Origin of the sequence: Haloprofundus sp. MHR1 (assembly GCF_005155585.1) — an archaeon.
Lineage (GTDB): Archaea > Halobacteriota > Halobacteria > Halobacteriales > Haloferacaceae > Haloprofundus > Haloprofundus halophilus.
The window spans coordinates 1,980,382-2,005,479 of record NZ_CP039833.1 but is presented as its reverse complement, the minus strand read 5'-3'; the positions used below and the strand labels follow the sequence as shown (position 1 = coordinate 2,005,479).

The following is a 25,098-nucleotide window of genomic DNA, read 5'->3' as shown; positions in this document are numbered from 1 at the left end:
TTCGACACTGACTCATCAGCCAGGAATCACGAACGGATCGCCGGAGAGACTCAGTCGGAGGTGGGAGGTTCGGGTGCGCGTTCGTCGACTAACGGAAACGAGTCGAAGTATCCGTCGTCGGCGCTCTCGACGATGGCGTCGTTTCGAGCGCCGTCGGCGGCGGCGTGGCGGTACGCCTCGGTTCGGCTCTCGTCGTCGCCGAGCGGAACTATCGAGACAGTGGTTCCGTCGGGGGTCACGCGGACGAGCAGGTATCCCTGCGGGAACGAACACGCGGCGGGCGTCGTCACCTGCGTCACGCCGTCGAACGAGTCGACCCGGCCGCCGCGAGGACGACCGTCGGAGACGCCGGAGACGCCGGACTCGTCGGACCCATCCGAGACGCCGGACTCGTCGGACCCATCCGAGACGCCGGAGACGCGGGCGGCCGTCGGCCAGTGGATGTGGCCCGAGACAGCCAATTCGACGCCGGCCGAATCGAGCGCCTCGACCACTGCGTCGGCGTTCCGGAGCTGGTAGTGGTCGGTGTCGGGGAACCGCTCGACGAGGCGGCCGACGTGGGTCGTCGGGTGGTGGAAGACGGCGACCGTCGGGCGCTCGGGGTCGACGGCGTCCGCTATCCAGTCGAGTTGTGCGTCGGAGATGCGGCCCGCGTGGCCCTCTCGGAGCGTCCCGTCGGCGTCGGAGGCGCTGTTGAGACAGACGACGTCGAGACCGCCCAGACGGGACCGGTACGGCAACTCGTCGGGACAGTGCGCGGCGACGAACGAGGACAGCGGGGGAGTCTGGTGGTCGTCGAACGCTTTCGGGACGTCGTGGTTCCCCGGGACGGCGAGGTACGGCGCGTCGAGTTCCGAGAGAATCTCCGCGACGCGGTCGAACTCCGGGGACGCCCCGTCCTTCGTCAGGTCGCCCGCGAAGACGAGTCCGTCGACGTCCCGCCGATTCACGTCGTCGACGACCGATTCGAGTCGGGATTCGGTCCGGTGAAACACCTTCCACGTCCCCTCGGCGTCGGCAGTGACGTGGGCGTCGGAGACGACGGCGAGCGTCGTCTCGGGTGCTTTCGGTCGGTCGAGATGCGCGAGTTCGGTTTCGCGGGTGGGGCCGGACATCGGTGTTCGGCGGGGCTAGCCCGTCCGGGCGGGTAAACATATCGGCCGCGTTATAATTTTGTGAGAGTAGCGAACGCGCGTCTTATTCGAATCTGCGGGCGAAGAAACTCTCTCACCATCGACGACGAGAGATCCGAGCCCCGTCTCTTCGAGTTCGGGTTCGTCGCCGAGGCGGCCGTCGACGCACGCTCGGCACTCCGACGTCGGGACGCGTCCGCCTCGGCGCTCGACAGACGCCCTGTGCGGTGACCGGGACTACTGATTCCCCGTCGGCGCGGACACTAGAAACGTTCTCGCACCTTTCCGTTCGAGGTACAGTTCGACGCCGCGTTCGCGCTGACGGTCGACGCAGGCGGGAACCTCCTCGGCGGCCAGGTCGGTTATGTCGATGCACTTCCGCGACTGCTCTCGGTCACGCCTCACGGCGATGCTCATACACGTACATTCGTACTGAGTGACTTGTAGGCGAGCCTAGCAGAGCGAAAGTGAAACTGAACGACGGCGTCGGGGTCGACTCGGCGAGCGCGGAGTCGACTCGATGAACGGCGGAGTCGACTCGATGAACGGCGGGGCCGACTCGACGAGCGGTGGGGTCGACTCGACGAGCGGCGGGAGAGTCGGGACTCCGGGGGTACGACCTGGTTGCGTTTCAGCGAACCGCGTCGGGAGAAGCGGTGGCTTCGGGGCGTTGATGTAAGCGGTGTCGAGCGGTCACTCCAGCGACTCGGCGGCGTACTCGGCGACGTCGGCGGAACCACAGCACCGACAGCGCTCGTCGTCCGCATCGAGCGTGGTTCCGCAGCGACGACACTCGTAGAACGTCGCGTCGCGCGTTTCCCGACCGACGACGGATTTGACAGATTCGAACATAGATACTCAGGGGGCGTCGCGCCCGCTTGGTTGGTTGTGACGGTAGATACATTAGAAGGTTGTCCATCCGCGGTGAAAGTGTAAATTCCGCCTCCGTCATGCGATTTTGAACCGAATATGCGTGAGAAAAAGAAGGAGAAGCTACGGCCGCGGCGTCGCCGTTCCTGCGGCGTACGGGTCCGCTCTCGAAACCGGCGACCGGCGTCTCACAGACGTTCGAGCGGGAACTCCGGAGTCCGCGGGTCCAGTCTCGGGTGGATGTCAATCCGCCCACGTCCACCGCGAGTCGAGGACGTACCGATAGACGCCGCTGATGACGATTGCGAGGCCGTTGGCGAGTAGGTACGGGACGCCCCGCCACGCGACCAACCCGTAGAGGATACCGAGTTGGATCGGGATCGCGCTCCCGCGGACGAGGTTCGTCTTCACCAGTCCGGAGAGAAACGCGTTCGTCCCGGTGTTCTGAAACGCCTGGAACGTCCACGTGTTGTTCAACACGTACTGGAAGACGATGGTTATCTCGATGGCGATGGCGGCCGCCAGCAGGTAGTTTATCCGCCCCCGTTCGACGAACAGCCACAGCAACACCATCTGGACGCCCGCGGCGACCGCACCGACGATGACGAAGCGACGCAGGCGGACGGCGATGGGGCTCTCTACGAGGGCCCGCAGCAGCGCTCGGACCACGGTTATCGGTATCCGAGCGCGGAGAGGCGGGTTTCGACGGCGTCGTCGACGGCGTCGTCGGACGCGTCGTCGAGTGCACCCTCGCCGGCTCCGGCGAGCAGTTCGGCGTGTTCGACCGCCGGTTCGCGGAGTCGAGCGACGACCGACTCGTCCTCAGGGGTGGGAGCGACGGTTCGGTCGGTCTGTTGGTCGGGGTCGCTCGCTCGGTGGTACAGCTCCCGTGCGCCGGTCTCGGTGTTCTCGACGTAGGTCCACTCGCGCGTCCGCACGCTCACGAGCAGGTCACCGTCGTCGAGACTGCGGGGGATCGGCTGTTGGGTGACGTCGTCGCCGCGGACCGCGACGGAGACCACGGGGTCGGCGCCGGGGTCCGTGCCGTCGACGACGCTCGAAACGAGGCTCTCTCCGTCCCACTCCGCTGGCGAGTCGACGTCGAAGAGGTCGCAGACCGTCGGCGGGACGGCGTCGAGGCCGACGTGTCCGTCGATGCGCCGAGCGTCCGCGCCCGGGACGTCGACCACGAGCGGGACGTGGATGAGTTCGTCGTAGAGCTTCGGATAGTGGGCGAGGTGGCCGTGTTCCTGAAACTCCTCGCCGTGGTCGCCGGCGACGACGACGGCCGTCTCGTCTCGGTGTCCTGCCGCGTCGAGGCTGTCGAGGAGGCGACCGATACTCGCGTCGACCTGCCTGACCGCCCCCTGGTACAGCGTCCGGAGGTCCGAGAGCGTCCGGTCGCCGACCTCCCACCCGAGGCCGGTGCGGGTGTGCGCCAGGAGCATCCGGTGGGTGCCGAACATCGCCGAGGAGACCTCGCGGATGTAGCGCGGTGCGGGGACGTAGGGGGTGTGGGCGTCCATGTAGTGAACCCACAGGAAGAACGGCTCGTCGGCGTCCTCGACGAACGACGTCGCCGCTCGCTCCACGTCGAGCATGCGCGAGGTGTCGAGAAACGGCTTGTCGTCGCCGTCGCGTCTGAGCCGCGAGGAGAGCCGTCGGAACGGCGAGGCGGCGAGCTGGAGCCACCCTTCGACCGTCGGGTGAGCGGCGAGATAGCGGCCGTAGAGACTCGACCCGACGTCCGCGACGAACGGCTCGAACTCGTCGAACCCCTCGTCGAACCCCCAGTGGTCGGTGAGGAACCCGTTGGCTGCGTTGAACCCGCCCGTCTCGACGCCCGCTTCCGAGAGCGTCTCGGCGAGCGTCGGCGACTCGCTCACGCCGATGCGACCCGTATCCGCGAACACGGGACGCGAGGCGAGCAGTCCGGGGAACGAAAACGGCGTCCAGTTCCCCGTCGCAAACGCGTTCTCGAACACCGTCCCTCGGTCGGCCAACTCCTGTAGTACGGGCGTGTGCCGATCGGAGTCGTACGGACTGATCGCATCCGAACGGAGCGAATCGACCGTCACGAGTACCACGTTGGAGATGTCGGCGTGTGTCGTCATGGGTAGCGAGCCGTGTTGCCACAGACTGGCGCCCCTCTGGTCTCCACCCGACCGCCGTTTCCACCGACGCTGTCGACGAGGCGGTCCAGTCAGTGTCGAAGGCGTGGACGCCAGTAACGTCCTCCCTACGCAGGTCACCCCTGTCACAGTTTCGGTTTCGACGATTGGCGTGAATCGGGGTCGTTCGGGCTCGAGAACGCTGATCTACCCTGTCGGCGCCACCCTATCGGACGGACGCGCTCGGCGATGTGACGACGTCCAGACCCCGACTGTAGTAACGAATCGGCTCTCCGTCGGGCCGAGCGAAGCCGTTCGCGCGAAAGAGCGTCTCGGTTTCGACCGTCGCGTCGGCCGGATACAGCGTCCACGAGTCGTGGTCGACATCGGTGTACCGAACCGTCCCGTCGGGCGCTTCCGTGTAAAACCGGTAACGCTCGGTCAGGAACGCCGCCAGCGGGTCGTCGGCCGAGGAGAACGGGTCGCCCGTCGGCCAGTAGGTCGCCCGGTAGTGTGCGGGTCTGTCGCCGGGGTGGAGTCGTCGACTCCGAAACTCGACGCGGCCGTCGTCGAGTTCGAGCGAGATTCGGGCGTAGTAGTACGGGAGGTGGTGGAACACCCGCGCGCCGAGGACGCTCAGAGCCCCCTGCGCGTCGAGATTGAAGAAGTACACCGCCGGTTCGCCCTCGTAGGTGACGTACGTTCGGAGGTTCAGTTCGGGGAGCGAGAGCCCCAGCCGCCGCGGGAGCCCTTTCGGGCGGACGCTCACGTTCGTGAACGGTACCACCGAGAGCCAGCCGGACCCGTCGTACTCGTCGACGGCGAGCGCCTCGGGGAGGTGGTCGGCGAGGCGGTCGGGGTCGACGCGCCAGTTCTCGAACAGGAGATGCCGCCACCCCATCGCCAGCGGGAGTACCATGCTCGCGCTACGAGCGAAGGAGGTAGTAAGCTTCGGTCGGAGAGGCGACACCGAACGAACCGCGAACCGCGAACCGCGAACCGCGAACCGCGAACCGCGAACCGCAAACCGTGAACCGCGAACCGACGGCTCTCTCTCTCACACGCTGCGAATCGCCTGCAATTACGCTTTCGTCGCGTAGGCACAACAGAGTGGTCGACGAGCAACTTTAGCTCCGTTTTACTAAGTTCAAGAAAAGAAACATGTAGTAAAATATTTACGCGCGGTGTGGAACCGTCTACCGTGACTCAGCATAACAGGCGGACGTTCCTGAAGTTCACCGGCACAGCACTCGGCGGTCTCGCACTCGGCGCGGGGACCGCAGCAGGCGCGACAGGAGCGGACGACCGGTTCCTCGTCGACCTTCGCGAGGTCTCTCGCGCGGACGTCCCCGACAGCGTCGAAATCGTCCACGACCTCTCGGAAGTCGACTTGCTGGTCGCCCGCGGCGACGCCGCGGCCGTCGGCGGGGCGGCCGCGACGACGCCGGACGTGACGGTGTATCAGGCGAACGGCGGCGTCGCGGCGGAGGCCGACGGTCCGAAAGCGAGCGAGGAGAGCGCGAGCCACAACCACGACGGCCCCGCGACGAACACCGAACTCCAGTGGGACAAGCGCGTCCAGAACGTCGGCGACCTGACCGACAAACCCGGCGACGGGACGTTCGTCCACGACGTGACGAAGGGCGCGGGTACGCGCGTCGCCGTCGTCGATTCCGGCGTCTACGACGCGCACCCGGACCTCGCCGACGTGGTGAACCCCGAGCTCTCGGCGAACTTCACGACCGACGGTATGGACTTCCGGCCGAACGGCGCGGGCAGCCACGGCACCCACGTCGCCGGAACCATCGCGGCGACGAACAGCAACGACGGCCCCGCCGGCGGCGTGCTCGGCACCGCCCCGGAGACCGAACTGCTCTCGCTGCGCGTCTTCTCCGGCGTCGAGGGCGCGACCGGCGATACGCTCATGGCGCTCGTCTACGCGGCCAATCAGGGCTGCGACGCCGCCAACATCAGCCTCGGCTACCCGTATCCGTACGTCGACCCCGAGCAGTTCCCCGAACTGCTCGCCATCAAAGAGGCGTACCGCCGCGTCGCCGCGTACGCGCGCGAGAAGGAGATGGTTATCGTCAACTCCGCCGGCAACGACGGCCTCGACATGGACGCCGAGGGTATTCTGAGCCTGCCGACCGAGGTCGACGGTATCTTCGGCGTCTCCGCCACCGGCCCAATCGGCTACGGCTGGGGCGGCAAGCACTCCGACAACGAGGAGAAGTGGCTGACCGGGAATCGCCTCGAAGAGGAGACGACGGACCCGGCGTTCTACACGAACTACGGTAGCGCCGTCGAGGTCTCCGCCGCCGGCGGTGACGCCGACCTCGACGCGCTCGACGGCGGCGTCGAGGGCGCAGAGCGCGACCTCGTGTTCTCGACGGTCAACCTCGTCGAGGAGGACGGCTCCGTCGTCGCCGGCTACGGCTGGAAGGCCGGAACGTCGATGGCCGCGCCGCAGGTGTCGGGAGCAGTGGCGCTCGTCCGCTCGCTGCGACCCGACGCCGGTGCCGAGGAGGTCGAGGCGCTCATCCGAGACACCGCCAGCAGCGTGAAGGATAGCGACGACGCCTACCACGGCGCGGGTCACCTCGACCTGAAACGACTGGTGAAAGCCGCGCAGTAAGCGGGTACTCGGCCGACCGCTTACCGTTCGCTTCGCGCGTCCGACGTTTCGAGTTCCTCGACGCGCCGTTCGAGTTCTCGCACGCGTTGCTGCAGACTCGGTGACTCCTCCTCGTCGACGACGGCCGATTCGAGTCGTCGGACGCGGTGGACCAACCCGCTGAGCGGTTGCTCCGTTCGCTCCGACGAGGAGCCGGCGTAGTCCTCCGCCTCCGCACCCAACACGTGGCGCTCGAGCGTTCGTACCCGTCGTTCCAGTCGGTCTACGTCGCTCATCGTCCCTGAGCGTACTGCGTTCGGCGGGATGTATCCTCAGATACGCCAATCGTGCGACTGGTTTCTGAGCGAGACGACGACATCCGCTCTCGACGAACCGGCCCCAGTCGCCCAGATTCCGTTCTATAATCTAAAACTACTACCTCGTTCATGTTCGAGACGAAGAGTTTAAAAAAGAAAAGAGGGTTAAACTCTCGAAGATGTCGAACGAATCGGACGAAAGGACCGACTCGACGTCAGCGGTGGGGACCCGTGTGGACGCCTCCGGGGCGGAGCGAGGGTCGCCGAACACGCACGTTCCGCCGCCGCTACCGCCGGACGATGGGGACGCCTGGTACGCACCCGACGTTCGCGCCCAGTACGAAGTGTACCCTGGCGTCGTCGCCACCGTCGAGGAGACGCGGACGGGGTTTCACTACTCGATACGCGAACCGTCGCTCGGACCGCGCGGCGAAGTCGCCCTCGAACGCGTCCGCGAGTACTTCTCGTCGGTGAGTCGGAGTCGACCCCTCACCAGAGAGGGCGCGAAAGAGCAGGCCGAGCGGGGTCTACCGCCGAAGTACGAGCGAGCGCTCGACCGACTCCTCGAGACGTCGCCCGCCACGCGCCGCCGCGTCGACTACTTCGCGCTCTGCGAACTCCGCCTGTTCGACGACGTGACGCCGCTGGCACTGGACGACCGCATCGACGTCGCCGACGTCGGCGGAACGACGGCCGACTTGCTGGTCCACACCGACGACTACGCACCCGCGACGACGACGTTCACCGACGACGCCGAGTTCGTCGACCGGGTCGCCGGCGAGCGCCTCACCCGCTACGAGGTTCCGTTCTGCGGCTTCGGCGTCGAGGTGGTCGTCTACCGCGAGCGCGTGCTCGGCAACGACCGATTCACGACGAAGTACGCCGTCTCCGAACCGGACCTGCTGCCGGGCGACGAGGCGCTCATCGACGAGTGCCGTGAGCGCATCTGGGAGGCGAACGTCGACGGCGTCGTCGAGGACCGACAGGCGTTCGTCCGCAACCGCGCCCGGCAGTTCCTCTCGCGCCGGCTCACCGCCCGTAACACTCGTGCGTGGCTCGACGCGACCAGTTATCGGCTCAAAAATGCGCTCGCGGAGTACGGCCTCGCCGTGCCGCCGGTCGATAGTCGATACGCCTCGGACCGCCTCGACGACCTGGTGTACTACGTACTGCGCGATTACGTCGGCGAGGGGATTCTGACAGTCCCGCTGCGCGACCCGCACCTCGAGGACATCGAGGCGAATCGTGTCGGCGAGCGGGTGAAAGTCGTCCCGCGGGCCGACGTTGCCGCCGACACCCGAATCCCGACGAACCTCACCTTCGAGGACGAGACGAGTTTCGTCAACGTCGTCGTCCAACTCGCCGCCAGCGACGGTACGGAACTCAACGGTAGTTCGCCGAGCGCGAAGGTGAACCTCGACGTGCCGGACGTCGAGGAGACGATTCGCTGCGCCGTCGCGCTCCCCGTCATCTCTGAGGGCGGTCCCCACGTCTCGATTCGGAAGCAGTCGCCGAACACGATGACGCCCGTCGACTTGGTCGAACGCGGCGCGCTGTCGACCGAGTTGGTGACGCTGCTGTGGATGCTGTACGAACACCACGGCGTCGTCCTCTTCTCGGGACCGACCGGCGTCGGGAAGACGACGTTGATGAACGCGCACATGCCCTTCATTCCGTTCGACGAGCGACCTATCAGCATCGACGAGGGCTCTCGCGAGGTGAATCTCCCGCACGAGACGGGCGTCTCGCTGACGACTCGCGACCACGAGAGCGAGTACAAACGCGTCACGATGGCGGATTTGATGACCGAGACGAACTACCTGAACCCCGACGTCGAGGTCATCGCCGAGATAAACACGCCCGCCTCGTTCGAGACGTTCGCGGAGACGCTCAACACGGGCCACGGCGTCATCGGCACCACGCACGCCGAGGACGTCGAGAGCCTCGTCAACCGCGTCGTCGAACAGGGGCTGCCGGCGTACCTCCTGCGCGAATTAGACCTGGTCGTCTTCCCCCGCCGCGTCGACGGCGAGCGCTACGTCGGCGACGTGGTCGAACTCCTCACCGAGTCCGAATACGAGGCGCTGCGCGAACGCGGCGTCGACGGCTGTGGCGTCGTCGATAAGGAAGGCTCGAAAGTTCACTGGAACCGCGTCGCCTGGCGCGGCACCGACGGAGAGTTCGACATCGACTACCGACACCCGCAACGCGGTGACGACGCGCGTCACGTCGGCTTCCGGGCGTTCGACCGACTCGCCGAGCGGACCGACAGGGAAGTCGAAGCGGTCGAGGCCGAGTTCCACAGAAAACACCGGTACGTCCAGTATCTCTGCCGAGACGGCGTCGAGGACTTCGAGACGCTGTTCGCCTTCCTCGCGGACCTCAGAACCGACGAGGCGGCGACGGTCGAACGCGCGACGCACGCAGTAGCCGACGGCGGAGAGGGCAGTCGAACGGAGCGTGCAGACGCGGAGGGCGGTCCGAGATGAGCGTCCGTTCGGCCCCCTCCCGTGGCGGGCACACTCTCTCGGTCCCGGACAGGGCGCTGTATGCGCTGTTCGCCAGACACGCCGATTCCCGACGCCACGTCGGCGACCGCCGACACTACCGTGGAACAGACATGCGAGTTAGTTTCGACGTGTTTCTGGCGCGGGTGTACGGCGCGTCGTGGGTCCTCGGCGGAACCTTCGCCGCACCGACGTTTCTCGTGTTGACGGCGCTCGACGCGAACGCCGTCGACGCTCTCGCGGAGATCGTCGAGTCCGCGACGCCGTTTCTCGCGGCGGGCGACCTACCCGTTCTCTCGCGGGCGACGCTCGCGGTCGGCGTCGCCCTCGTCGTCGGTGTGGTCGGTAAACGCGCGGTGATCCGACTCGGAGGACTCTATCTGCGGTGGACGGCCGCGGCGCGGCGGTCCGGCATCGAACGGACGCTTCCCGGCGCGGTACGCTATCTGCACGCCCTGTCGTCGGGCAGCGACGGTCAGCGGGCGATGCTCAGGAAGGTGGCCGACGGCGACGCCTACGGCGAGACGGCCGTCTCGATTCGGAAGGCGCTCAACCGCGCCGCGCTCACCGGCAGCGTCGAGGAGGGGCTTCGGCGCGTCGCCCGCGACACCCCGTCTCGGGACCTGCTCGCGCCGTTTCTGCTCAAGTTCCGCGAGCACGCGAGTCAGGGCTCGGACTCGCTGTCAAACTACCTGCGGATGGAGAGTCGGATGCTCGGCCACCGCCGGGAGCGCGCTCGCCAGCGTGCGACCGGCTTTCTCGAGCTCGTCGCCGAACTGTTCATCGTTCTGCTCGTGATGCCGACGCTGCTCGTCATCGTCCTGACGGTGATGAGCGTGCTCGCACCGGGGCTGTCGCAGCCGATTTCGACACCGCTCGGCGGCGTTTCGACGCGGGCGCTCGTCGTCTACGGCAGCGCCGCGTTCATCCTCGTCGTCGGCCTCGCCGCCAGCGCGCTCGTCTCCTCGCTGCGGCCGCCTGGGCAGACGAACAGCTACCATCGACCCTCGAACCCGCTCGAACTGCTGGTGACGTGTGGTCGGAACCCGGCCGCAACGGGCGTCGTCGTTATCGTTCCCGCGGGCGTCGTCGCGGCGCTACTGTGGCGAAACGGCGTCCACCCGCTGAACGTCGGCCTGCTGGGGTACGTCGCGTACGCGCTCCCCGTCGGTGCCGTCGCCGTTCGCCGAGCGAAACTCGACGACGCGAAAGACCGCGAGATACAGGAGTTCGTTCACGCCGTCTCCGGCCACGTGAGTCTCGGGCGACCGTTTCCCGAAGCGGTCGAACTCGTCGCCCGCGACGTCGACCTCGGGGCACTAAATCCGGACGTCGCGGATCTGGCGTTCAACCTCTCGCTGACGACGAACGCCGGGTCCGAGGAGGAACTCCGCCCGGCGGCGCTCGACCGGTTCGTCGAACGCGTCGGAACGCCGTTGGCCGCGCAGACGATGGGGCTCGTGACGGGCGCGCTCGACGCCGGGAGTGACGCGGAAGCGGTGTTCGACACGCTCCAGACCGAGATCGGTCGCTTGTACCACGACAAGCAGGCGCTCCGCTCGAACATGCTCGTCTACGTCGCCGTCGGGTGGACGACGGCGCTGCTGGTCGCGGGCATCGCCGTCGCCGTCAACAGCTACGTGCTCGACGGGTTCGCCCAGCTGTCGACGCTGTCGGGCGGGACGGGCGCGACGCTCGACCCCGACGCGGTGCAACCGGCGCGCGACCGGTTCCGTTTCTACGCCGTCACGCAGGCGACGATGCTCGCCTCCGGGTGGTTCGCCGGAACCGCCAGTCGGAACTGGTACGAGGCGCTCCTGCACTCGGGGTTGCTCGTCGCCGTCTGCTACGGCATCTTCGCGGGGGCGGGGATGATATGAGGGGCCGAAACGCGAACGCGAGGTGGTCGCGCCGCGCGCAGGCGAACGTCGTCGGCGTCGCCCTGCTTCTGGGCGTCACCGTCATCAGCCTCGGCGCGCTCACCGCGAGTATCGGCGTCGTCGTCGAAGAGAACGCCGCCAGCGCCGACGCCACCCGCGTCGCCGCCGACTTCGACGCCGCGCTCGACCCCGTGGAGACGACCGGCCCGGCCCGCGGCCGAGTCTCCTTCACCGACGGGTCGCTGCGAACCGTCGAACGTTCGGTCCGCCTACTGAACGACTCCGGCGTTGTCGTCGAGCGCCGCGTGGACGGTCTCGTCTACGAGTCCGGCGATCGCCGGGTGACGTTTCTCGGTGGGGCCATCGTCCGCGGCCGGCCGGGCCGGGCCGTGCTGTACGAACCGCCGCCAGTCGCCGCCTCGGACGGCGTCCTCCTCGTCGGTGTCGCCCGCCTGAACGCCGCCGAGTCGACGGCGATTTCCGGTAGCCGCGCGTCGAGCGTCGTCCTCGAAACGAACGTCACTCACGAGCGCCGCAGCCTCGCCGAAGACGAGTACCGCCTCGCCGTCGAGACGGAGACGCCGAAACCGTGGGAGCAGCAGTTCGAGGAGTCGGGTGCGACCGTGACGAGACACGATTTCGACGGTGACGGTATCGAGAGCGTCGTCGCCGCGTTCCCGGGAGAACGGGTCGCGTACGTCGTCGTTCACGACATGCGACTGGAGGTGCGTCGTGGCTGACCGATGCGGTTTCGGCGGCCGGAACTTCTCCGGTCGCTCGCCGCGATCGCGGGACCGCGCGATGGCTCCGGCGGTGGGGAAAGCGCTCGAAGTCGGTGTCGTCCTCCTCTACGTCGCACTCGTCACGACGACGCTGTTTGCCGGCGTTGTCCCGGAGTACCGGACCGCAGTCGCTCGCGACGTGAGCGACCGGGTGCTCGTAAGCGCCGCCGAGAACGTCGAAGGGGCGGTGCCGCCGGATACCGCACACGTTCGGAGCGAGCAGCGAGTGTCGCTGCCGGCGACGATACGCGGCGCGAACTATCGCATCCGCGCCGCAGACGGCGAGTCGGGGACACCGGCGGCGCTGGTGTTAGAACACCCCGACGCCGAACTCGGCGGTCGGTTGGCGCTCGCGTTACCGGACCGCGTCAGCGCCGTCGAGGGGTCGTGGACCAGCGGCGGGGCGCAGTCGGTCGTCGTCGAGGGCGACGAGACGGGGGTCGTCGTCCGCCTCGTCGACGGTGCGGCCCCGTCAGAACCGTCGGAAACGGAGCGACTGACCGCGCCGACGCGACCGGAGGTGTCGACGTGACGCGCGACGAACGCGGGCAGGCGAACCTCCTCGTGCTCGCCGTCGCACTCGTCGTGCTGACCGCCGTCGCCGGCATCGGCGTCTCGCTCGCCGACGGCGCACTCGAAAGCGGACAACGTGACGCGATGGAGCGACGGGCGGCCACCTCGCTGGCCTCGCAACTGGTATCGGCGGACAGTTCGACGACCGTCCGCGACAACGTCCTCGACAGTGACGCGGTGGAGAGTCTCACTCCCGCCGACCTCGAACTGCTCGCCCCCGGCGTCGCGAGTGCGGACGTACGCGTTCAAATCGGCGAGTCGACCGTCGTCGAACGGGGGACGCCGAGCGGTGGGGCGACAGTTCGACGCGTCGTACTCGTAGCCGACGAGACGACCGAAAACAGGCGGGTGAACGTCTCCGATTCGGACTCGGTGACGCTCCCGCGGCGGACGACTCGCGTCGACGTCTCCGTCGACACCGGCCCCGAGACGACCGTCGAGACGGTCCGGGTGAACGACCGCGTCGCTCTCCACAGCGAGGACGGCCTCGACGGCGAGACGACGCTGCGAACGTCGCGGTACGAGACGCTGACGCTCGACTTCGACGTCGAGGGGTCGGAAGCCGAGGTGGCGCTCGCGTACTACCCCGAACGGACGACCAAGGCGGTGTTGACGGTGACCGTCGATGCGTGAGCGGAGTCTCTGCCGGCGGCGCTCGACCGGAGGCGGGCCGCGTTCGAGCGCCCGCGGGCAACTGTCGCTCTCGGCGGTCGAAGCCGGTATCGGCGTCGTGTTCGTTCTCGCGGTAGCTGCGAGCTTCGGCGTCGCGCTCCCGGAGACGGGCGCACACGAGGCGCAGCTCGACGCGTACGCCGAGGACTCGATAACGGTGCTATCGAGCGAACCGCCGCGCCACGGCGGCGTAACGCGACTCTCGGAGGTATCGTCGTCGCCGTCGACGTTCGAACGCGAATCGGCCTCGCTCGAGCGTCGGGTTCGTCGCATCGTCCCCGAGAACGTACTGTTCCGCCTCCGCACCCCGCACGGCTCGGTCGGGTTTCGAAAGCCCGCCGGCGTCCCCGTGGGCCGATCGACGACGACGACGGTAAACGGAGACGTGACTATCTGGGTGTGGTACGCGTGAGTCGTCGGGGTTCGGAGGTGAGGCGCGAGCGGGCGCAGCTCGTCCTCGTCGCCGCCGCGGTCATCGCCGTCGCCCTCGTCCCGATGGCCCTCGCCTACCACCAGCTCGGCTACCACGAGGACGTAAGCGCCAGTTCCGAACCGGTGACCAACGGCGAAAACGTCAAACGCGCGCTCGACAGAGCGGTTCACGCGTCCGCGACGCGCCACGACGGCGAGTACGGCTGGGACGAACGCGGCGCGGCCGTCGACGCGTTCGAAGAGACGTTTACGGGCTACGTCGACGAGATCGAATCCTCACGAGTCGAACGCGGCGTCGTCTATCGAATCACGGCGAACGAGACGGTCGCACAGCGATGGGCCGAGAAGAACTGTCCGGCGGGACCGAACCGCGAGTTCGGCCCCTGTGAGTCGTTCGACGGGGTCGTCGTCCAGGAGCGAGCCGGAGAGTCCGTCGTCGTCGCCGTGGGTCTCGACGTTCGGGTGACGACCGACCGAGGGGAACGATGGATGACCGACGTCTGGCGCGTCTGAGGCGACGACAGGAAACTGCGCAGTGGCACGGCCGCGGGCCCGCTGAGTGCCGTGCAATGTCATATTTTTGCGTCAGAACGTTTACGAAGTGGTTCGGTAACCCCTCGAACGATACAGCGGTGACGAACATCTCGATACGCCATCGATAGTTACGAAGTTGAGGATGGTCCCCGTGTATCGTCGGTCTGTCGCGGAACGGCAGTTGTCGTTCGGCCGCTCCGGAGGCTAATATTGGTTGCTTGCGGACGACACGGAAGACAGAATGCCCTCCGTGAAAGTTTCAGAAGAAAATCATGTGTTTCGTAACACACCTCGGTAGTGACCAGAGGCTATGAGCCGCATAACAAGATAGCTGTTCGATATCGAACACTTGAGGGATTCACGGATGGGTGGAAAACACATAGAGGATAGTCATTCAGAGACGATGGCACCGTCTCTACGTCGTATATATGCGCCCAGAGGGGCAGTTAGAGAGGTCAGAGAGAGGAGCGAGTTCGTCGTCGCGGTCGTTCGCCGGTCGCTTCGGGAGGCCGAGATCAGATGAGCCGAAAAAGCGCGGGAGACGTGGAGGACGAGAGCGCTCGACGGTCGAACGCGGGACGCCTCCGAGACCGGTTCACCGCCGTCGCGAGGTCGCTCTCGGCGACGAACGTCGTTCTCGCTGCGGCGCTCGTGTTTTCGGTCGGGACGGTCGCCTACAGCGTCAGCACGGACGCACAGCGCGAGCAGTACACCGAACTGTACGTTCTCGGCGACGCCGAAGACGGTCAGCCGACGGCCTCGACGTATCCCGATGAACTCGTCGTCGGCGAACCGACTCGGCTGCTGGCGGGAGTCGAAAACCACGAGGGCACGACGCAGCGGTACACGCTCATCGTCCAGCTCCAGCGGGTCGACGCGGAGTCCGATTCGACCCCGGAACCCGCCGTGACCGAGACGCAGCGCGTCGGCCAGTTCGAGCGGAGCGTCGACTCGGGCGACCGGTGGCGGATTTCGCACCACGTCGTTCCCGAACGGCGAATCGGCGGCGAGAGAGCCAGACTCACGTACCTGCTCTACCGCGGTGACGTGCCGCAGCGGCCGACCGTCGAGAACGCGTATCGGACGGCCCACATCTGGGTGAGTGTGTCCGATGAGTGATAAAACGCGTCCAGAGACTTCTCGATGTGCAGTCGACGCCTCGACGTCTCGAGTCACAGTGATGGGTTCGACTGGAAACGCGGTTGAACGCGGTCAGAGACGGAATATTCGGCTGGTGATGGTGTCGATAGCGGGAGGAATCGACGAACAGACAGAGAACGAACAGCAGCGCGACAGTACGCTACGGACCCACGAATGAATCCGCACACTCACCCGACGAATATTCTCAGTTTCGACGTCGAGCACTGGTACTCCGCGACGCTCCTCGGTGGGAATGTTGGCGATTCGGTGGACAGGATACACGAATCGACGGATATCGTTCTCGATACCCTCCGGAGATACGACGCCGTGGCGACGTTCTTCATCGTCGGTGAGGTTGCCGAGACGTATCCGGAGATCATTAGAAAGATAGCGGACGACGGACACGAGATCGCTTCGCACGGACAGACACACACGCCGATTTTCGATCTCACTCCGGAGCAATTCGAATACGAACTTTCGGCATCCGCGGACGCATTAGAATGGGCCTCCGGCGACCGTCCGATCGGATTTCGTGCGCCGAACTTCTCGGTGACACGCGAGACCGAGTGGTCGATCGACGTGCTCGAGTCGAGCGACTACGTCTACGATTCGAGCGTCTTCCCGATGAAGACGCCGATGTACGGCGTCTCGAAAGGGTCACTGCGGCCATATCTCGTCAACTCGGAACGACCGTTCGAACCGACGACGGACACGACGACGGGGGAGAGTCGTCTCGTCGAGTACCCCATGGCGGTCACCGACACCCCATTTCGGTTGCCCGTCGCCGGGGGGTTCTACGCGCGACTGTTCCCGATAGAGCTTCTGGAGTGGGGAATTCGGCGGCTCAACAGACGCGGTATCCCGGCGACGCTCTACTTTCATCCCTGGGAGTTCAACCCTGCAGTGTCGACACCCGACCCTCCGTTCGCGAACCGCTTCATCAGTTTTCACGGCATCGACCGCACCGCCGCGAAACTGGAGCGACTGCTCCAGACGTTCGAGTTCGACACACACGCATCTGACCTGACCGGCCGCGGCTGGCGCGAACTGGCCACTGGACTATCGACGGGTAACGAATCAATATGAGTGACATCAAAAAGACAAGTACGACGACGGCCGAACTGACAATCGAACGCTGCAGCAACTCGTACGAGTGGGACCGGTTCGTCGAGCGGGTCGACGGCCCACCGTACGCGCTGTGGGGGTGGGGGGACGCCGCCGAACTGTACGGGCACGACCGGTGGTATCTCGCCGCTTCCAGAGACGACGACATCGTCGCCGCACTCCCGCTCGTCCACATGAAGAGTCGTCTGTTCGGGTCGAAACTCGTCTCTCCACCGTACGGTGAGCGAGGGTCGGTGTTGCTCGACGAATCCGACCTCACAGCCGATCGGGCCGCTACTCGCCTGTTCGAACGGACACGAGCGTTGGCGAACGCACTTGGCGTCGATTTCGTGAGTCTCCGCGGAAGTCGCGTCATGCAAGCGCCGGCTTACGAACACAAGAACCGTTTCGTGACGTATCGGGTGCCGCTCGAATCGACCGAAACCGTCTGGGAGAACATCAAAGACAGTCGCCAGCGACAGATAACGCAGGCAGAAGACGCGACGCTCACCTTCCGAACCGGCGAGACCCTCGGCGACCTCAAAGCGTACTACGAGTTGTCCCTTCGGTCGATGCGGGGACACGGGACACCGCCGCACTCTTTCACGTTCCACAAGACGTTGTGGGATACCCTCGGTGAGGACAACGTCCACCTCGGAATGGTCGAGCGAGACGGCGAGTTGATAAACGCTATCTTGGACTTCTCGCTCGGGTCGACGGTTTACCAGTGGGGCGTCGTCAATGACTACGAGTATCGCGACCTGAACGGGGGGAGCCTCGCGCTCTGGAAGTCGCTCGAACGCGCCGCCGAGGCCGGCCACGAGACGTACGAGTTCGGTCGGACTCGCGAGGGGTCGGGCGTCTACCTGTTCAAGAAGAGCTTCGGCGGACGGAAGACGTGGTACGACGACCTCCACTACTTCCCCAGCGGGTCGGGTGAACTCCCGCATCCCGAGGACGACTCGTACGACCAGGTCAAGAAGGTGTGGCGACGGCTTCCGATTCCGGTCACACAGTACGTTGGTCCGCAGATTCGGGGGAAGATCAGCCTATGAGTCTGCACGTCGCCTACGTCGTCGGACAGAGCACCGGCGGGCTTCCACACTACACTGCCGAACTCGCGAACGCCGTGTCGAAACACGCCGAGGTAACCGTGTTGAAACCGGACAAGACGAGTGCCGACGACCTATTCGACGACGAAGTCGAGGTCATCGACGCTTTCAAACCCATCAGCGTCTCGATGCCGCAACTGTACAGTTTCGAGGTCAATCCGTTCGACTTCGTCCGCGGGATTCGCTCCTACGACAACCTCAAACTCCTCGACGAACTCGACCCGGACGTCGTCCACGACACGTCCGACATGTTCCCGCAGGTGAAGCTCTACGCCGCCAAACACAACGTCGGCGAGCGCTGGCCGTTCGTCGTCACTCGACACGAGGTGGCACTCGATCGGTTCTCACTCTCGCGGCCACCGGTGTTCGTCGAAGAGGCGATGCTCGCCGCGCTTCCGGACGTCCACGAATCGCAGTACATCGTCCACTCACACAAACAGAAAGCGGCTCTCTCCACCCACGGTATCGACGACGATATCATCGAAGTCATCCCCCATGGCGCGTACGAGGTGTTCGGCACGCACGAGGACGTCGACGTCGACGTCGACCCGAACAGCCTGCTGTTCTTCGGCCACATCGTCCCGCCAAAGGGCCTCGACACGCTCGCAGCAGCGATGCCGCTCATCATGCGCGAGATTCCCGACGTGAAGCTGATGGTCGCCGGCGAAGGGAACCTCCCGCGAAAACTCAAACGGTTGCAGAAAAACCATCCCGAGAACGTCGAGGTGCACAATTACTACTTGCCGAACGACGAGGTCAAGAACCTCTTCGGACGCGCCGAAATCGTCGTCGCGCCGTACCGCAGCCAGGGCGGCACGAAAGGCCACAGCGGCGCGGTGTCGACGGCGTTCTCCTTCGGGAAACCTATCGTCGCGTCGACGGCTGGGGAGTTCCGAGAACAAGTCCAAGAGAGCGGTGCGGGGAGAGTTGCCCCGCCCGAGGACCCCGAGAAACTCGCAGCGGTGCTCATCGACGTTCTACAGAACGACGAGAAGCGAGCGACGATGCGAGAGAACAGCCTCAGGATGGCAGAGCGGCTCTCGTGGAGTAGCATCGCCGACCAACATCTCGACCTGTACGAACGACTCGCAGGGCGACAGCACGCAACCCACTCACCAACAGCAAGCAAATGAGAGAACAGAGTTCGGAGAATCTGGAGAAACCTCGGACGACTACTACCCGCCGACATCTGCTGAAGTCGAGCGCGGTAGCCACTGTTCCGTTCGCCGCCGGGTGCCTCACGACTGGACGCCGTGATCTGCTCGACGCCATCGCGGACAGCGTACACCAGGAGGAGCCGCCGACCGCCCCTGGAAACAAACCGGTCGACACTTCCGAGATGACACTCGTCTTCGAAGATTGGTTCGAGAGCGGCTCGCTCGACCGTTCGAAGTGGCGAACGAAGTTCCCGTGGGACGCTCGGACGCACAACTTCGACGCTTACGCCGCCGACGAGAACGTCTACGTTGACGACGGGAAACTCGTGCTCAGAGGCGAGAACAAGCCACAGGAAGGGAAGTCGTACACGACCGGGGTCGTCTCGGCGAAGTACATCTTCAGCCCCGGCTACTTCGAGGGCGTGATGAAGGTGCCGCCGCGGTTCCCCGGGTCGTGGCCGGCGTTCTGGCTCACCTCCGCGTCCTACTGGCCGCCAGAGGTGGACATCTTCGAGTTCTTCGGTGCCGACCCGGAAGTGTACATGACGTACCACTACGATGGAGACGGAGAGGGAAGCGAACAGGTGCGAGGGACGTACGAGGGGCCCGACTACAGCGCAGACTACCACGAGTTCAGCGTCGACTGGGACCCGCCGCACCGCGTCATCTGGTACATCGACGGGGAAGAACGGTTCCGTTACACCGGCGACAACATCAAGTTCGAGAATATGTATCTGATTCTGAACTTCGGACTCGGGGCCGAGTTCTTGGGCTATCCGAGCGCGGAGAATCTCCCGGCGACCTACGAGATAGAGCGCGTTAGAGTCTGGGAACGGTAACAAAAAAATATCGCGGCGTGGTCCTCTGCTGTCGGTGCTCTGCTCGGGGATCAGGACTCAGTTCGTGAAGTCGGTCTCCGCGCCGTCGAGCGTGGTGACGACGTCGCCACCGAACGTCGATATATCGGTGATCTCGCCTTCGAGGAGCCAGTACGCGTCGGTTCCGCCGACGACCTTGCCGAAGATTTTGCCGCCGCTCACTTGGTCGTCCGGATTGATCGAGGAGCGAGGGACGTCGGCTTTCAGTAGTCTACCCGTAGACTCGACTATGTACTTGACGAGACCGTTACTGTCGTCCGCACGCTGGACGCGGAGCAACTGAACCGGTCGCTCGTTGACGAGCACGTCGGCGTCGCCGTCGAGCGAGAGTCCTTCGAGTTCGCCCTCGAAACCGAAGACTGCCTGGCCGTCGCTCACCGAACCACTCGCCGAACCGTCCGAGACCGACGCCTCGCTGCTCGCACCGCTGTCAGCTTCGAGGCTTCCGCTGACGGATAGCTCGTAGTTGGCCGTTCCCGAAGACCCGCTGGCGTCGATGGTGAGCGTGTTCGGTAACGACGAACCCGACTCCTCGTCTTCGTCTCCTTCGGTGTCACCTCTTCCGTCACTCTCCGTCTCCGGGAGCGTATCGGGGTCGACGTACTGGTTGTCGATGAACACCTGCAGGGGACCGCTGTAGTCGAACTCGGTTATCTGGCCGTCGTACCAGAAGCCAGGCAGGTCGTTGCTGCGCTCCGTGACCGTCCCGCTCGCGGAGGTTCGGTCGTCTGAAACCGTGTAATCCGCGGGGAAGTTCGTCTGAAGGTCTATGTTGCCGCCGCTCGCGGAGAACTCGAACGACGCTTCACCGCCGTCGTACTCCGAACGGAGCCAGAGATAGTGTTCCCTGGCTTCGGAATCGTCGCCGCTGGAATCCTCCTCGGAGCCGTCGGTGTTGTCAGAGTCGTCGCCGTTCGATCCGTCGTCCGAGCCGCCGTCGGAGCTGCCGTCGTTTCCGTACTCCCAGACGCGAGCCCAGTCGACCACCATCTCCTCGTCCCAGTTGGCCGATTTGTCGGTCGTGCCGACGCGGTCGATGTGGATGGTGAACATCATGTAGAACGGTGCGCCGTTGTTACACGATTCGACGATGGTGTCGGCGGTACGTTCGGCGACGAGTTGACCGTCGACGTAGTGTCGAATGGCGTCCTCCTGCCACTCGCAGCCGTAGATGTGGAAGTTCTCGGTGAGGTCGTCGCCCACGTCGTAGCTCGCGCCGTCGTCCTCGTGAGGGCCGTTTGGCTGCGTGTCCGAGGAGTAGTGGATGTGGTGGTGCGACTGCGTGTAGTCGCTCGAGGAGCCGTCCGTCTGGAACAGCTCGACGAAATCGATCTCCGGCGGCCACGCCTCGCTGTTCGGCTTCGCCCAGAACGCCGGCAGGAAACCGACACGCTTGGGGAACTTGATTTTCGCTTCCCAGTAACTACCGGGACCGAAGTACTGCTTGTCCTTCGTGTTGACCGCACCCGCCTCGATTCCGTTGTCGGGTGATGCACCGATGCGCAACTGTCCGTCGGTGATGTTGACGTACTCTTCGGAGATGCTCTCCGGCGAGGCGTTCGTCTCCATACCCCAGCCGAATCCGACACCCCAGTTCGAGGTGTCGAGCGACCCGCTATCGAAGGTATCCTCGAACGCGAGCGTCCACTCGTCTTGGTTTTCGGGGCCTCCTTCGGTCACTGCTGCGACACTACTCGCTCCGGCACCGATTCCGCCGAGTGCGGCGGCACTCGCACCGGTGAGTTTCAAGTAGTCTCGTCGGTCCAAAAATCCGCTGTCGTCCTCGTTTTCGCCACTGTGCGTCTCGCCTGACAGTTTGTCACGTGCCATGCGTACGACTTCGAGACAGTAGTTAGCACTAATAATTCTTTTCTTTATGAATGTGTTGAATATACGAGACTAGTTTCCTACACCTAGTATATCTAGATTGAAAAACAAACAAATGTTTGAGAATCTATTAGTAGAGGACAAATTGTTTAAAAATGAAAACAGTTCACACTAAGCTGTTAGAAGATATGTCTGTAAATAGGTATTGGTATCCGGATATTGGGTTACTAGCATAGGATGTCACTATTAAAGCGGTATATTCGACTGACAGTATATTTATAATACCAGATACCAGCGGTATACAATAGGTGTTTGACAATAGGTGGTCGAGAGCCAGGATAAGTGCCAAAATATAATTTGTATTTATTTTACACTCACCGGTAAAGTCCAAGCTGGTATCCTGTGCGAACGAGCGGGCGAGCGCATCCCAATACCGACCGGCTCGAGTGTGACTTACGTGGTAACAGAGTAACCACTAACCCCGTTCAGAAACTCTACCACGTATGTGGCCCTGGGGACACCTCGCGTTCGGGTACGTCTGGTACTCGGTATGGAGTCGGACAACAACGCGCGAACCACCGACCGAGGTTTCGACTCTCGCAGTCGTGCTCGGGACGCAGTTCCCCGACCTCGTCGACAAACCGCTAGCGTGGGTGTTTGGCCTGCTCCCGAGTGGGCGTTCGCTCGCTCACTCGGTACTCACCATGGCACTCGTCGTAGGTGTGCTCTATTTCCTCGCCCGAAAGTACCGACGAACCGACCTCGTCACCGCGTTCGGTATCGGCTACGCGTCGCATCTCGTCGGTGACTCTCTCTCCGCGCTTTTCGACGCCGAGTACGGAGAGTTGGCATTTTTACTGTACCCGCTTATGTACACCGACTACGGAGAGGAGTACGGTTTCCTGTACCGTTTGGCGCAGTTGGACATCGGTGACTTCCTCGGCCCGCAGTTTCTCGTCGTCCTCGCCGTCGTCGTCCTCTGGATAATCGACGGAGCACCGGGACCGGGGGCGCTCGGTTCCCTCCTGAAACGCGCGTACGACAGACTCGCCGGAACGAGCCAAAGCGAGTCAGAACACGGCGGTTGACGCTGTTTCGGCGTCCGAAGTTCGCATATCTGTATCCTTACGGTAGCCGACGATGGTCGGGTCCTTTCCGGGTCGGTCGACGCGGAGTGTGACCGTCGAGAACCCGAGGTTCTGCAGTCGCGTTCGCAACTGCTCGGCGTTGTCGTGGGCTTCGACGTAGACGAATCGACAACGGTCAGCCGAGAGGGATTCCGCCAGACCGTCGATGACAGCTGGACCCGTCCCCTGAACGTCGATTTTGACGACTGTCGGTGCAGGTATTTCGCCCCGTTCGACGAGTCGGTCGCCCGCTATCGTTTCGGTGGAAAACGAACCAATCGGGTCGCTGCTGGGGTAAATTGTGTCGAGCGAGCCGTGCTGTGCCCCCGCTTCGTCCGTGTCGTACAGGTAAAACGTCGCCGTCTCGATGCGGTCGGAGAGCGGCCGCTGCTGGATTGGAGTTTCGATGCCGTTCGCCGCGAGGTTGACGCGCAATCGCTCGACGTTCGGCGGATACGGTTCGAAGGCGACGACAGTGCCGTCCGTCAGCAGGCTGTCGATGAGACAACAGTAGATACCGATGTTCGCGCCAACGTCGTAGAACACGTCGTCTTCCTCGATGTGCGCGAGCAGATGTCTGAGCACCGCTTCTTCGTCCCAGATGCGGTTTTCGATGTTGTTCCACTCCATGAACGTCGCCGGGTAGAAAACGGCGCTCGCGTCGTCGACCGCAAGACGGTACGTCGGCGAGACTCGCAGATACGCGTTCACTGCGGACTGGTACGCCTTCACGCCGTATGTGTAGACGGGCGTCCCCCACAACAGGTCTGCGAGTGAACCCACGAGCGACATAGCAATCGGGTCAACATCGACTGACTAAACAGTTCGTCACGTCTCCGCCAGAAACCGATGGGGATGACAGATTCTCTCCCGGTTGTACGTCAACAGTCGCAGAGTAGCGCCTGCTATCGGTTACGGTCCATCGAACACAATGTCGCGATACCGACTGTCCGGTCTGCGCGAACAGACCTTAATTACCTGTCACATTGTGGCTTCTCACAGCACATGGGGGATTCACCAAGATGACGACGACTACTGGACATTGGGATTCTGTTATCGTACCGGCGAACTTCTCGATAAACGCCGTTGCCTGTCTGCGGTCGCTTGCACCAAGAGACGTCCATACCATCGTCGTCTCTGAGCACGACGATGTCCCGGCCTTCGCCTCGAAGTACTGTAACGAGAAAGTACTGATGCCGTCGCCGTACGACAACTTTCCGGCCTACAAAGAATCGCTTCTCGCACTGGCGACTCGACCGGACGTACGGACGGTCGTTCCCACGCGAGAGATGGATGCGTACATCCTCTCGAAGTACCGCGAGGAGTTCGCAGAACACGTCACCGTCGGGTGGCCAACGTTCGACTCACTTCGCACCGCTCAAGACGGCAAGGAGTTGGCGGAGGTCGCAGAGCGACTCGACATCCCGGTTCCGAAGACAGAGACGCTCGACGAAGTCACCGACTGGGACCGAAAACTCATCGCCAAACAACGGTACTCGCTGCTCGCGGAGGATTACGTCGACTTCCTCGAACCGGGGACGTGTGAAGGGAGGATGGACCCGATATACCTCGAATCCGGGTCCGAACCCGACACGGATGCGATAATCGACGAGATGCTCGGCCACGTCCCCATCACCCAGGAGATCGTCAAGGGCGTGGAGTACTCGTTTCGTGCGCTCTACGACCACGGCGAACCGGTCGCGACGAGTCTTCGGCGGCAACTACGCGGGAAGACGTACGCGGGCGGTATGAGCGTGTTCCGCGAGATGACCCACGACCCCGAGGTGGAGGAACTCGGGGAGCGACTGCTGACACATCTCGACTGGCACGGCTTGGCATCGGTGCAGTTCATCAAAGACCACGAGAGCGGCGAGTTTTACTTCCTCGAAATCAACCCCCGAATCTGGGCGTCGGTGCTGCTCGACGTGCGTGCCGGTGCCGACTATCCGTACAACTACTGGCTCATGACGCAGGGTCGGACGGACGAAATCGATCCGGGGTACGAAGAGGGTGTAGCCACACACCTCCTCGCTGGAGAACTTCAGTACCTCTGGAGCGTCGTGCGACACAACTACCCAAACGTCGACAAACCGTCGATTCGGACTGCTACCTGGGAAGTCGCGTCGTCGATCTACGAACATCCCCACTTCGACTTCGTTAGTTTAGACGACCCGCGGCCGTTCGCACAGGGCATCCTCAACACACTGTCGCGGGGTCGATAACTCGATGTCGGCGCACAGACGCGCCGTAACCGGAGTCGACAGACGATCGAGTAGCTTCGAGGTATCGAGACTGTATCGAATCCGAACACCCACAGCGTGGACGAGA

General features: G+C 64.1%; 24 protein-coding genes and 1 pseudogene. 16 read left to right on the top strand and 9 right to left on the bottom strand.

Annotation, left to right across the window (positions count from 1 at the left end; genetic code table 11):
* Positions 1–50: 50 nt before the first annotated feature.
* From FCF25_RS10100 to FCF25_RS10080, 6 genes are all read right to left on the bottom strand, one after another.
* A complete protein-coding gene (locus FCF25_RS10100) occupies positions 51–1,115 on the bottom strand; it encodes a metallophosphoesterase (RefSeq protein ID WP_137048559.1) in 1,065 nt (354 codons plus the stop codon).
* 255 nt (positions 1,116–1,370) lie between these two features.
* Complete coding sequence (locus FCF25_RS10095; RefSeq protein WP_117592450.1) at positions 1,371–1,550, bottom strand: hypothetical protein; 180 nt, start codon at positions 1,548–1,550, stop codon at positions 1,371–1,373.
* Positions 1,551–1,826: 276 nt separating this feature from the next.
* Positions 1,827–1,985, bottom strand: coding sequence for a hypothetical protein (locus tag FCF25_RS15620; protein ID WP_168191234.1), 159 nt, complete (start codon positions 1,983–1,985; stop codon positions 1,827–1,829).
* A gap of 261 nt (positions 1,986–2,246) precedes the next feature.
* Positions 2,247–2,672 (bottom strand): GtrA family protein, encoded by a 426-nt coding sequence (locus tag FCF25_RS10090; protein ID WP_117592454.1) that lies wholly within the window; start codon positions 2,670–2,672, stop codon positions 2,247–2,249.
* A 2-nt stretch (positions 2,673–2,674) separates the two neighbouring features.
* The gene (locus FCF25_RS10085; protein ID WP_137048557.1) at positions 2,675–4,117 is read right to left on the bottom strand and encodes a sulfatase; all 1,443 of its coding nucleotides are present in this window, start codon (positions 4,115–4,117) and stop codon (positions 2,675–2,677) included.
* A gap of 223 nt (positions 4,118–4,340) precedes the next feature.
* Positions 4,341–5,033: a YqjF family protein gene (locus tag FCF25_RS10080; RefSeq protein ID WP_137048555.1), complete on the bottom strand. Its 693-nt coding sequence runs from the start codon at positions 5,031–5,033 to the stop codon at positions 4,341–4,343.
* A 282-nt stretch (positions 5,034–5,315) separates the two neighbouring features.
* Here FCF25_RS10080 and FCF25_RS10070 point away from each other — a divergent pair, with 282 nt between their 5' ends.
* The gene (locus FCF25_RS10070) at positions 5,316–6,749 is read left to right on the top strand and encodes a S8 family serine peptidase (protein ID WP_117592463.1); all 1,434 of its coding nucleotides are present in this window, start codon (positions 5,316–5,318) and stop codon (positions 6,747–6,749) included.
* Between the two features lie 20 nt (positions 6,750–6,769).
* Here the strand turns inward: FCF25_RS10070 and FCF25_RS10065 are convergent, their stop codons facing one another.
* Positions 6,770–7,024 (bottom strand): hypothetical protein, encoded by a 255-nt coding sequence (locus FCF25_RS10065; RefSeq protein ID WP_117592465.1) that lies wholly within the window; start codon positions 7,022–7,024, stop codon positions 6,770–6,772.
* Between the two features lie 242 nt (positions 7,025–7,266).
* Between FCF25_RS10065 and FCF25_RS10060 the strand changes: the two genes are divergently transcribed.
* The 13 genes and pseudogenes from FCF25_RS10060 to FCF25_RS10005 all read left to right on the top strand — a co-directional run bounded on the left by FCF25_RS10060 (position 7,267) and on the right by FCF25_RS10005 (position 19,777).
* Positions 7,267–9,534 (top strand): type II/IV secretion system ATPase subunit, encoded by a 2,268-nt coding sequence (locus FCF25_RS10060; protein ID WP_254425854.1) that lies wholly within the window; start codon positions 7,267–7,269, stop codon positions 9,532–9,534.
* Positions 9,531–11,432 (top strand): type II secretion system F family protein, encoded by a 1,902-nt coding sequence (locus tag FCF25_RS10055; RefSeq protein ID WP_137048551.1) that lies wholly within the window; start codon positions 9,531–9,533, stop codon positions 11,430–11,432. Before FCF25_RS10060 ends, FCF25_RS10055 begins: the two co-directional genes overlap by 4 nt.
* On the top strand, positions 11,429–12,172 hold the full coding sequence (locus FCF25_RS10050) for a hypothetical protein (protein WP_137048550.1): 744 nt from the start codon (positions 11,429–11,431) through the stop codon (positions 12,170–12,172). The genes FCF25_RS10055 and FCF25_RS10050 overlap by 4 nt, the downstream gene beginning before the upstream one ends.
* Complete coding sequence (locus tag FCF25_RS10045) at positions 12,165–12,746, top strand: hypothetical protein (protein ID WP_174786376.1); 582 nt, start codon at positions 12,165–12,167, stop codon at positions 12,744–12,746. Before FCF25_RS10050 ends, FCF25_RS10045 begins: the two co-directional genes overlap by 8 nt.
* Positions 12,743–13,420 (top strand): hypothetical protein, encoded by a 678-nt coding sequence (locus FCF25_RS10040; protein WP_137048548.1) that lies wholly within the window; start codon positions 12,743–12,745, stop codon positions 13,418–13,420. The genes FCF25_RS10045 and FCF25_RS10040 overlap by 4 nt, the downstream gene beginning before the upstream one ends.
* Positions 13,413–13,871: a hypothetical protein gene (locus FCF25_RS10035; protein WP_137048546.1), complete on the top strand. Its 459-nt coding sequence runs from the start codon at positions 13,413–13,415 to the stop codon at positions 13,869–13,871. Before FCF25_RS10040 ends, FCF25_RS10035 begins: the two co-directional genes overlap by 8 nt.
* Positions 13,868–14,404, top strand: a complete 537-nt coding sequence (locus FCF25_RS10030; protein WP_137048545.1) for a hypothetical protein — start codon at positions 13,868–13,870, stop codon at positions 14,402–14,404. Before FCF25_RS10035 ends, FCF25_RS10030 begins: the two co-directional genes overlap by 4 nt.
* A gap of 540 nt (positions 14,405–14,944) precedes the next feature.
* Positions 14,945–15,544 (top strand): DUF1616 domain-containing protein, encoded by a 600-nt coding sequence (locus tag FCF25_RS10025; protein ID WP_137048543.1) that lies wholly within the window; start codon positions 14,945–14,947, stop codon positions 15,542–15,544.
* Between the two features lie 195 nt (positions 15,545–15,739).
* Positions 15,740–16,072, top strand: a pseudogene (locus FCF25_RS16070) (polysaccharide deacetylase family protein); the annotation flags it as partial.
* 42 nt (positions 16,073–16,114) lie between these two features.
* Positions 16,115–16,651: a DUF3473 domain-containing protein gene (locus FCF25_RS10020; RefSeq protein ID WP_232819699.1), complete on the top strand. Its 537-nt coding sequence runs from the start codon at positions 16,115–16,117 to the stop codon at positions 16,649–16,651.
* Positions 16,648–17,724 carry a GNAT family N-acetyltransferase gene (locus FCF25_RS10015; RefSeq protein ID WP_137048542.1) on the top strand — a complete coding sequence of 359 codons (1,077 nt, stop codon included), beginning with the start codon at positions 16,648–16,650 and terminating at the stop codon, positions 17,722–17,724. Before FCF25_RS10020 ends, FCF25_RS10015 begins: the two co-directional genes overlap by 4 nt.
* The gene (locus tag FCF25_RS10010) at positions 17,721–18,914 is read left to right on the top strand and encodes a glycosyltransferase family 4 protein (RefSeq protein WP_232819700.1); all 1,194 of its coding nucleotides are present in this window, start codon (positions 17,721–17,723) and stop codon (positions 18,912–18,914) included. The genes FCF25_RS10015 and FCF25_RS10010 overlap by 4 nt, the downstream gene beginning before the upstream one ends.
* Positions 18,915–19,120: 206 nt before the next feature.
* Positions 19,121–19,777 carry a family 16 glycosylhydrolase gene (locus FCF25_RS10005; protein ID WP_157972661.1) on the top strand — a complete coding sequence of 219 codons (657 nt, stop codon included), beginning with the start codon at positions 19,121–19,123 and terminating at the stop codon, positions 19,775–19,777.
* 57 nt (positions 19,778–19,834) lie between these two features.
* On the opposite strand, the gene FCF25_RS10000 is transcribed toward FCF25_RS10005, so the two are convergent.
* Positions 19,835–21,646, bottom strand: coding sequence for a family 16 glycosylhydrolase (locus FCF25_RS10000; protein WP_137048541.1), 1,812 nt, complete (start codon positions 21,644–21,646; stop codon positions 19,835–19,837).
* Between the two features lie 500 nt (positions 21,647–22,146).
* Between FCF25_RS10000 and FCF25_RS09995 the strand changes: the two genes are divergently transcribed.
* Positions 22,147–22,731 carry a metal-dependent hydrolase gene (locus FCF25_RS09995; protein ID WP_137048539.1) on the top strand — a complete coding sequence of 195 codons (585 nt, stop codon included), beginning with the start codon at positions 22,147–22,149 and terminating at the stop codon, positions 22,729–22,731.
* Here the strand turns inward: FCF25_RS09995 and FCF25_RS09990 are convergent.
* The gene (locus FCF25_RS09990) at positions 22,714–23,562 is read right to left on the bottom strand and encodes an FkbM family methyltransferase (protein WP_137048538.1); all 849 of its coding nucleotides are present in this window, start codon (positions 23,560–23,562) and stop codon (positions 22,714–22,716) included. The two genes, FCF25_RS09995 and FCF25_RS09990, sit on opposite strands and share 18 nt — an antisense overlap.
* Before the next feature lie 401 nt (positions 23,563–23,963).
* Between FCF25_RS09990 and FCF25_RS09985 the strand changes: the two genes are divergently transcribed.
* Positions 23,964–24,992, top strand: coding sequence for an ATP-grasp domain-containing protein (locus FCF25_RS09985; RefSeq protein ID WP_232819701.1), 1,029 nt, complete (start codon positions 23,964–23,966; stop codon positions 24,990–24,992).
* Positions 24,993–25,098 lie beyond the last annotated feature (106 nt).

Bases quoted from the DNA above. Each gene is read 5' to 3' on its own strand.
- FCF25_RS10100 (WP_137048559.1), bottom strand. From the start codon at position 1,115: ATGTCCGGCCCCACCCGCGAAACCGAACTCGCGCATCTCGACCGACCG.
- FCF25_RS10095 (WP_117592450.1), bottom strand. From the start codon at position 1,550: ATGAGCATCGCCGTGAGGCGTGACCGAGAGCAGTCGCGGAAGTGCATC.
- FCF25_RS15620 (WP_168191234.1), bottom strand. From the start codon at position 1,985: ATGTTCGAATCTGTCAAATCCGTCGTCGGTCGGGAAACGCGCGACGCG.
- FCF25_RS10085 (WP_137048557.1), bottom strand. From the start codon at position 4,117: ATGACGACACACGCCGACATCTCCAACGTGGTACTCGTGACGGTCGAT.
- FCF25_RS10080 (WP_137048555.1), bottom strand. From the start codon at position 5,033: ATGGTACTCCCGCTGGCGATGGGGTGGCGGCATCTCCTGTTCGAGAAC.
- FCF25_RS10065 (WP_117592465.1), bottom strand. From the start codon at position 7,024: ATGAGCGACGTAGACCGACTGGAACGACGGGTACGAACGCTCGAGCGC.
- FCF25_RS10055 (WP_137048551.1), top strand. From the start codon at position 9,531: ATGAGCGTCCGTTCGGCCCCCTCCCGTGGCGGGCACACTCTCTCGGTC.
- FCF25_RS10050 (WP_137048550.1), top strand. From the start codon at position 11,429: ATGAGGGGCCGAAACGCGAACGCGAGGTGGTCGCGCCGCGCGCAGGCG.
- FCF25_RS10035 (WP_137048546.1), top strand. From the start codon at position 13,413: ATGCGTGAGCGGAGTCTCTGCCGGCGGCGCTCGACCGGAGGCGGGCCG.
- FCF25_RS10025 (WP_137048543.1), top strand. From the start codon at position 14,945: ATGAGCCGAAAAAGCGCGGGAGACGTGGAGGACGAGAGCGCTCGACGG.
- FCF25_RS10015 (WP_137048542.1), top strand. From the start codon at position 16,648: ATGAGTGACATCAAAAAGACAAGTACGACGACGGCCGAACTGACAATC.
- FCF25_RS10010 (WP_232819700.1), top strand. From the start codon at position 17,721: ATGAGTCTGCACGTCGCCTACGTCGTCGGACAGAGCACCGGCGGGCTT.
- FCF25_RS10005 (WP_157972661.1), top strand. From the start codon at position 19,121: ATGACACTCGTCTTCGAAGATTGGTTCGAGAGCGGCTCGCTCGACCGT.
- FCF25_RS10000 (WP_137048541.1), bottom strand. From the start codon at position 21,646: ATGGCACGTGACAAACTGTCAGGCGAGACGCACAGTGGCGAAAACGAG.
- FCF25_RS09995 (WP_137048539.1), top strand. From the start codon at position 22,147: ATGTGGCCCTGGGGACACCTCGCGTTCGGGTACGTCTGGTACTCGGTA.
- FCF25_RS09990 (WP_137048538.1), bottom strand. From the start codon at position 23,562: ATGTCGCTCGTGGGTTCACTCGCAGACCTGTTGTGGGGGACGCCCGTC.
- FCF25_RS09985 (WP_232819701.1), top strand. From the start codon at position 23,964: ATGCCGTCGCCGTACGACAACTTTCCGGCCTACAAAGAATCGCTTCTC.